Raw genomic sequence first — 6,420 nt, forward strand, 5'->3', positions numbered from 1 at the left:
GGAAAGGCGGAATTGTCTTTCACCCCGGACGCCGTGCGCTTCTGTAGTTTCCACAGCGGACGGGCGTCCGAAGCGAAAAGGGCCGCCTCGGCGGGCGGCCCTTCGCACGAGCGCGGAACGGCTTAGAGCAGGCCCTTCAGCAGCTTGCCCATCTCCGACGGGTTGCGCGTCACGGTGAAGCCGCAGGCTTCCATGATCTCCAGCTTCGCGTCGGCCGTGTCGGCGCCGCCCGAGATCAGCGCGCCGGCATGGCCCATGCGCTTGCCGGGGGGCGCGGTGACGCCGGCGATGAAGCCGACGATCGGCTTCTTCATGTGGTCCTTGCACCAGCGCGCCGCATCGGCCTCGTCCGGGCCGCCGATCTCGCCGATCATGATCACCGCATCGGTGCCCGGATCGTCGTTGAACATCTGCATCACGTCGATGTGCTTCAGGCCGTTGATCGGGTCGCCGCCGATGCCGACCGCGCTCGACTGGCCCAGGCCGATCTCGGTCAGCTGGGCCACCGCTTCATACGTCAGCGTGCCCGAGCGCGAGACCACGCCGATGCGGCCCTTGCGGTGGATGTGGCCCGGCATGATGCCGATCTTGATCTCGTCCGGCGTGATCAGGCCGGGGCAGTTGGGGCCCAGCAGCAGCGTCTTCTTGCCGCCGCGGGCTTCCTTCTGCTTCATCCTGTTGCGCACTTCCAGCATGTCCTTCACGGGAATGCCTTCGGTGATGCAGATGGCGAGATCCAGGTCGGCCTCGACGGCCTCCCAGATGGCCGCGGCGGCGCCCGCCGGCGGCACGTAGATCACGCTGACGGTGGCGCCGGTGCTGGCGGCCGCGTCGCGCACGTTGGCGAAGATCGGGATGCCTTCGAAATCTTCGCCGGCCTTCTTCGGGTTCACGCCGGCGACGAAGCAGTTCTTGCCGTTCGCGTAGTCACGGCACATGCGGGTGTGGAACTGGCCCGTCTTGCCGGTGATGCCCTGCGTGATGACCTTGGTGTCTTTGTTGATCAGGATGCTCATGGATGTTCCTTCGGGGTCGTCGCGCGGGTTCAGGCCTTCAGGGCGCCCATGACCTTCTGGGCCGCCTCGGCCATCGAGTCGGCGCTGATGATGGGCAGGCCGCTGTCGGCCAGCATCTTCTTGCCCAGGTCTTCGTTCGTGCCCTTCATGCGCACGACCAGCGGCACCGACAGGTTGACCGCCTTGCATGCGGCGATCACGCCCTCGGCGATGGTGTCGCAGCGCATGATGCCGCCGAAGATGTTGACGAGGATCGCCTTGACCTTCGGGTTCTTCAGCATGATCTTGAAGGCCTCGGTGACCTTCTCGGCCGTCGCGCCGCCGCCCACGTCCAGGAAGTTGGCCGGCTCGCCGCCGAACAGCTTGATGGTATCCATCGTCGCCATCGCCAGGCCCGCGCCGTTGACCAGGCAGCCGATGTTGCCGTCGAGCTGGATGTAGGCGAGGTCGAACTTGCTGGCCTCGATCTCGGCCGGATCCTCTTCGTCGAGGTCGCGGTAGGCGGTGATCTCGGGGTGGCGGAACAGCGCGTTCGAGTCGAAGTTGAACTTCGCGTCCAGCGCCTTGATGCTGCCGTTGCCTTCGAGGATCAGCGGGTTGATCTCGGCCAGCGACGCGTCGGTGGCCATGTAGACGCCGTACAGCTTCTTGAAGACGTCGACCGCCTGGGCCTGCGAGGCCTGCGGCACGCCGATGCCGTTGGCCAGCTCGATGCCCTGCGCGTCGGTCATGCCGGTCAGCGGGTCGATGAAGACCTTGATGATCTTCTCGGGCGTGCTGTGGGCGACTTCCTCGATGTCCATGCCGCCTTCGCTGCTGGCCATCATCGCGACCTTCTGGGTCGCGCGGTCGGTGACGGCGGCGACGTAGTACTCCTTCTTGATGTCCGCGCCTTCCTCGATCAGCAGGCGGCGCACCTTCTGGCCCTCGGGGCCGGTCTGGTGCGTCTTCAGCTGCATGCCGAGGATCTCGCCGGACAGCTTCTTGACGTCGTCGAGCGAGCGCGCCAGCTTGACGCCGCCGCCCTTGCCGCGGCCGCCCGCGTGGATCTGGGCCTTCACGACCCACACCGGGCCGCCCAGCTTCTGGGCCGCCTCGGTGGCTTCCAGCACGCTGAAGGCCGGGTAGCCCTTGGGGACCGGGACACCGGCCTGGCGCAGGATTTCCTTGCCTTGGTACTCATGGATTTTCATCGCAGACTCTCTCGCTCAGTTTCTAGAAATGGTCAACGGGCGGGCAACGCTCGGTACCAGCGGGGGTAATGGGTGCGCACGACGGGGCCGTCGGTGCGCAGTGCGTGGCAGCGGTCGAGCTGGAACGGTTGCTGGCCGGACGCATTGTCCTCCCGCGTGTCCAGCACCTCGCCGGCGAAGGCCTGCACGACGGCGGTCGGCAGCACCTGGGTCAGCTCGGTCAGGTGGGTGCAGCCCTGCACGCCGCCCAGGCGCTCGCGCACGGCCTGGCGGAAGCCCTTCAGCAGGTTCAGGCCGACCAGGCGCGCATAGGCGTCGCCGTGTTCGTTGCAGTGGCCCGGGTAGGGCATCCAGCGCGTCTCGGAGCCGGCCTCGAGGATGTTGAAGGCCTCGTCGATGACCAGCCGCAGCAGCATGTCGTGGATCGGGTCACCGGCGTGCCGGACTTCGCCGGCCAGCTTCGCGTCGCGCGTCTTGACGTCGCCCAGGTGCGCATCCACCTCCCACAGGCCGTTGCCGCGCGCGTACACGCGCACGTCGATGCTGCGTCGGTGCTTGAGCTGACGCTCGGGCGCTGCGGTGGGCAAGGCCATGGGCAAGGCCATCGGTCGGGGTTTCAGGGTGGTTACAGCCGCGGACGAGCCTGGAAGGCCGGGCCCGCGCAGCCCTCAGGGCAAACCCCCGAAATGTAGCATCCCGCACCGCAGCAAGCGGCCGGGCGGGTCAGCCGGCGGGCGTCAAGGCCTGTACTTTTCCCGCCGGCTGCTTGCCGAGGATGATCATGCCCAGCACCTCGTCCTCGGTGACGTCGGCAGTGCGGTAGGTGCCCACCAGCCGGCCGTTCTTCATCACCGCGAGGCGGTCGCTGAGTTCGAACACGTCCGGCATGTCGTGGCTGATCAGGAAGATGCCGACGCCTTCGGACTTCAGCTGGCGCACCAGGTTGCCGACCATGCGCGTCTCTTCCGGCCCGAGCGCCGCGCAGGGCTCGTCCATCACCAGGATGCGCGCATTGAAGTAGATCGCGCGCGAGATCGCGACCACCTGGCGCTGGCCGCCCGACAACCGCCGCACCGGCGTGCGGATGTTGGTGAAGTTCTTGTTCAGGCGCTGGAAGACCTGCCGCGCCTGCACCTCCATGAAGTGGTCGTCCAGCGTGCGCCACGGCGTCAGCTTCTCGCGGCCGAGGAACAGGTTGGCCACCGAATCGAGGTTGTCGGCCAGCGCGAGCGTCTGGTAGATGGTCTCGATGCCGTGCGACTGCGCCTCGGCCGGCGTGCGGATCTGCACCTTGCGGCCGGCGATGCGCGTCTCGCCGCTGTCGATCGGGTAGGCGCCGGCCAGCATCTTCATCAGCGTCGACTTGCCGGCGCCGTTGTGGCCCAGCAGCGCGACCACCTCGCCGGGGTACAGGTTCAGGTTGACGCCCTCGACGGCGCGCACGCCGCCGAAGGCCTTGTGGATGTCGACCAGTTCGACCAGGGGTTCCACCTTGGATGGCATCGGTCAGCTTTCCTGCACGTAGCGGCGGTAGAGGACGTCGAACACGACCGCGACGATCAGCACCTGGCCGATGATGACCATGCGCTTGCCGATCGGCACGTCCAGCAGCAGCATGCCGCTGTCCAGCGACTGCATGATCAGCGCGCCCAGCACCGAGCCGAGGATGGAGCCGCTGCCGCCGGCCAGCGCGGTGCCGCCGATCACCGCGGCGGCGATCACGTACAGCTCCATGCCGCTGCCCAGCGAGTTGGTGCCGGCGTTCAGCCGCGCCACGGACACGATGGCGGCCACCGTGATCAGCACGCCCAGCAGCGCGAACAGCATCAGCGTGACGCGCCGCACCGGGATGCCGACCAGCGCCGCCGCGTCCGGGTTGCCGCCCATCGCGAAGACGTAGCGCCCGAAGCGCGTGCGGTGCACGATGAACGACAGCCCGCCGGCCACCACGCCCCAGATCAGCACCGGCACCGGGATGCCCTGCGCCTCGGTCTTGGACGAGATCTGGTAGGCCGACATCACGGCCACGAAGCCGAGCAGCAGCGCGATCGTCAGCGCCACCAGCAGGCCGTCGACCCACAGCGGCTGCTGCGCCATGCCGTGGCGCTGCTTCGCGCGGCGCCGCAGCAGCATGCGCGCCACCAGCGCCAGGCTGAGCAGCCCGCCCAGCAGCCAGCTCGGGCCGACGCCGATCGCGCCGTCGTAGCCCCCGCCGAGCGTCAGGAAGAAGTCGTCGCTGACCGGCTGCGTCTTGCCGTCGGCCACCAGGAAGGCCGCGCCGCGGAACGACATCAGCCCGCCCAGCGTGACGACGAAGGACGGCACGCCCAGCACCGCCGTCAGCCCGCCCTGGTACACCGACACCAGCAGCGCCACCGCCAGCCCGGCCAGGCAGGCCGCCGGCCACGACCAGCCGGCCGTGTACTGCAGGTAGGCGATCAGCACGCCGACGAAGCCCATCGTCGAGCCCACCGACAGGTCGATGTGGCGCGCGACGATCACCAGCACCATGACGGTGGCGACGATGCCGACCACCGCCGTCTGCTGCGCGATGTTGTAGAGGTTCTCCGGGCTCAGGAAGATGCCGCCGGACATCGCGTGGAACACCAGCGACATCACGGCGAGCACCGCGCCCATCAGCACCAGCCGCCAGTCGACGGCGGCCCGGCGCAGGTGTGCAAGCAGCGAGGTCACTTGCAGGCCGCAGGCACCTTGTCGCCCGCCACGCCCTTGCAGAGCTCGTCCTTCTTGATCCAGCCGGCCTTGACGACGACGTCGAGGTTGTCGCGCGTGATGGCCACCGGCGCCAGGAAGCGCGACTGCAGCGCGATCTTCTTCTCGCCGCCGTTCCAGCTGACGGCCTTCTCGGGCTTCTTGCCGCTGCCGAGCGCGACCGCGGCGCTGGCCGCTTCACGGCCCAGGTCGCGCGCGTCCTTCCACACCGACACCGTCTGCGAGCCGGCGGCAACGCGGTTCAGCGCGGCGAAGTCGCCGTCCTGGCCCGACACCGGGATGCCCTTGATGCCCTTGCCGGTGAGCGCCGCCACCACGCCGCCGGCCGTGCCGTCGTTGGAGGCCACGACGGCATCGATCTTGCCGCCGTTCTTCGTGATGATCTGCTCCATGTTCTTCTGCGCGACCTCGGGCTTCCAGCCGTCGGTGTACTCCTCGCCGACGATCTTGATGTCGCCCTTCTTGACGGCGGCATCGATGATCTCCTGCTGGCCTTCGCGCAGGAAATTGGCGTTCGGGTCGGTCGGCGAGCCCTTGATCATCACGTAGTTGCCCTTGGGCTGGGCCTTGTAGACCGCGCGCGCCTGCAGGCGGCCGACCTCCTTGTTGTCGAAGGTGATGTAGAACACGCCCGGCGCCTCGATCAGGCGGTCGTAGGCCACCACCGGCACCTTCTGCTTGGTGGCCTTGTTGACGGCCGGCAGGATCGCGTCCTTGTCCATCGCCAGCACGATCAGCACCTTGGCGCCCTTGGACATCAGGCCCTCGATGTCGGCCAGCTGCTTCTCCGGCGAGCCGCCGGCATCGGCGCTGACGTACTTCGCACCGAGCTTCTCGAGCTGGGCCTTGATGGCCGCCTCGTCGGTCTTCCAGCGCTCTTCCTGGAAGTTGGACCAGCTGACGCCGACGGTCAGCTGGGCGAAGGCGGCGGAGCTGCAAAGTGCGAGCGCGACGGCGCCCAGGGTGTGCTTGATGTGCATGTCTCTCTCCTGTCTTGTGGGGGCATCACTTCGGTCGACGACAGGCCCAAGTTCGGCCTTCCCGACATAGTTYGAGTGACGAACGAAATGTTGCCGCAATCCGTTTTGGCGTCATCGGGACAAGCCCTGATGTCGGACAGCTGCAATGAAAAAGGGCCCCGCAGGGCCCTTGAAGGAGTCGTCGTCAGGTCAAGCAATCAGAACCAGATTTCCGCTTGAGCACCATAGGAAGTGCCCTTGGTCTTGCCGTCGTTGCGGCCGGTGACGCCCAGGCCGCCGTTCTCGGCCGCGTTGGCTGCCGCGTTCCACTTGGCCGTGGTCACGTACAGGCGCAGTTCCGGGCGGTTCCAGAAGCCCGGGCCCGTCGACAGCGTCGGCGCGAAGGTGAACTTCGCCAGCTTCTGCGTCTCGCCGTTCTCCGGCTTCTTCTGCACGTACGCCGTTTCGGCCACCAGCTTGAAGTTCTTCGTCAGCGCGTACGAGCCGCGTCCGCCCACC

At 67.6% G+C, this 6,420-nt stretch carries 7 protein-coding genes; all 7 read right to left on the reverse strand.

Features of this window, described 5'->3' with window-relative positions:
- Nucleotides 1-122: 122 nt before the first annotated feature.
- Nucleotides 123-1,016, reverse strand: a complete 894-nt coding sequence (gene sucD, locus AC1DYN_RS01385) for a succinate--CoA ligase subunit alpha (RefSeq protein WP_477957295.1) — start codon at nucleotides 1,014-1,016, stop codon at nucleotides 123-125.
- Between the two features lie 29 nt (nucleotides 1,017-1,045).
- On the reverse strand, nucleotides 1,046-2,209 hold the full coding sequence (sucC, locus tag AC1DYN_RS01390) for an ADP-forming succinate--CoA ligase subunit beta (RefSeq protein ID WP_477957296.1): 1,164 nt from the start codon (nucleotides 2,207-2,209) through the stop codon (nucleotides 1,046-1,048).
- 32 nt (nucleotides 2,210-2,241) lie between these two features.
- Entirely contained in the window at nucleotides 2,242-2,802 is a 561-nt protein-coding gene (locus AC1DYN_RS01395) for a DUF2889 domain-containing protein (protein ID WP_477957297.1), read from the reverse strand.
- 130 nt (nucleotides 2,803-2,932) lie between these two features.
- Nucleotides 2,933-3,712 (reverse strand): ATP-binding cassette domain-containing protein, encoded by a 780-nt coding sequence (locus AC1DYN_RS01400; protein WP_477957298.1) that lies wholly within the window; start codon nucleotides 3,710-3,712, stop codon nucleotides 2,933-2,935.
- A gap of 3 nt (nucleotides 3,713-3,715) precedes the next feature.
- Entirely contained in the window at nucleotides 3,716-4,846 is a 1,131-nt protein-coding gene (locus AC1DYN_RS01405; protein WP_477957306.1) for a sugar ABC transporter permease, read from the reverse strand.
- Between the two features lie 53 nt (nucleotides 4,847-4,899).
- Nucleotides 4,900-5,922 carry a D-xylose ABC transporter substrate-binding protein gene (gene xylF, locus AC1DYN_RS01410; RefSeq protein ID WP_477957299.1) on the reverse strand — a complete coding sequence of 341 codons (1,023 nt, stop codon included), beginning with the start codon at nucleotides 5,920-5,922 and terminating at the stop codon, nucleotides 4,900-4,902.
- A gap of 197 nt (nucleotides 5,923-6,119) precedes the next feature.
- A partial coding sequence (locus AC1DYN_RS01415; protein WP_477957300.1) for a carbohydrate porin occupies nucleotides 6,120-6,420 on the reverse strand: 301 nt, incomplete at its 5' end.

The sequence above is a fragment of the Rhizobacter sp. P2_D12 genome (assembly GCF_056404395.1).

What these genes read in the sequence shown, in the direction of transcription:
- sucD (WP_477957295.1), bottom strand. Translation starts at nt 1,016, where the DNA reads ATGAGCATCCTGATCAACAAAGACACCAAGGTCATCACGCAGGGCATC.
- sucC (WP_477957296.1), bottom strand. Translation starts at nt 2,209, where the DNA reads ATGAAAATCCATGAGTACCAAGGCAAGGAAATCCTGCGCCAGGCCGGT.
- AC1DYN_RS01395 (WP_477957297.1), bottom strand. Translation starts at nt 2,802, where the DNA reads ATGGCCTTGCCCACCGCAGCGCCCGAGCGTCAGCTCAAGCACCGACGC.
- AC1DYN_RS01400 (WP_477957298.1), bottom strand. Translation starts at nt 3,712, where the DNA reads ATGCCATCCAAGGTGGAACCCCTGGTCGAACTGGTCGACATCCACAAG.
- AC1DYN_RS01405 (WP_477957306.1), bottom strand. Translation starts at nt 4,846, where the DNA reads ATGGGCGCGGTGCTCGCCGTGATGTCGCTGGTGTTCCACGCGATGTCC.
- xylF (WP_477957299.1), bottom strand. Translation starts at nt 5,922, where the DNA reads ATGCACATCAAGCACACCCTGGGCGCCGTCGCGCTCGCACTTTGCAGC.